This is a genomic window from Bacteroides sp. HMSC067B03, assembly GCF_001811315.1.
In the GTDB taxonomy this organism is placed as follows: domain Bacteria; phylum Bacteroidota; class Bacteroidia; order Bacteroidales; family Bacteroidaceae; genus Bacteroides; species Bacteroides faecis.
Genome location: NZ_KV804425.1, coordinates 1 through 400, shown reverse-complemented (window position 1 = coordinate 400; position 400 = coordinate 1). Strand labels below are relative to the sequence as shown.

At 50.0% G+C, this 400-nt stretch carries 1 protein-coding gene; it reads left to right on the top strand.

What is annotated here, in order from left to right:
* Positions 1–400, top strand: a 400-nt coding sequence (locus tag HMPREF2794_RS21335) for an Lcl C-terminal domain-containing protein (RefSeq protein WP_139147284.1), incomplete at both ends; no start/stop codon positions are given.

Genomic DNA, 400 nt, shown 5'->3' with positions numbered 1-400 from the left:
GTAATCAAGGGCTTTATGAAACGGCAGACGGAAAACAAAATACCGATGCTATCATAGAAGCCACTGCGGGAATTAAGGATAATGGCGGTGTCGTTGGCGCGCCAGCCGCGGAAGCAGCAAAGAACTATAAGGCTTGTACGCTTGAACTGGACGGACTTGAAGACAAAACCGAGTGGTATCTTCCCAGCGAAGGAGAACTCATTACCATCGCCAAATATAAGACCGAAATCAACGAGTTGCTATCCTCCGTATCAGGTAATCAAAATATAATTACAACCGACTGGTACTGGAGCAGCACCGAATACGACGCCTCGAACGCGTGGTACGTGAGCATGAACAACGGCCACGTGTACACGCACAGCAAGCCTAGCGCAGGCAGGGTTCGTCCCGTTTCCGCAAT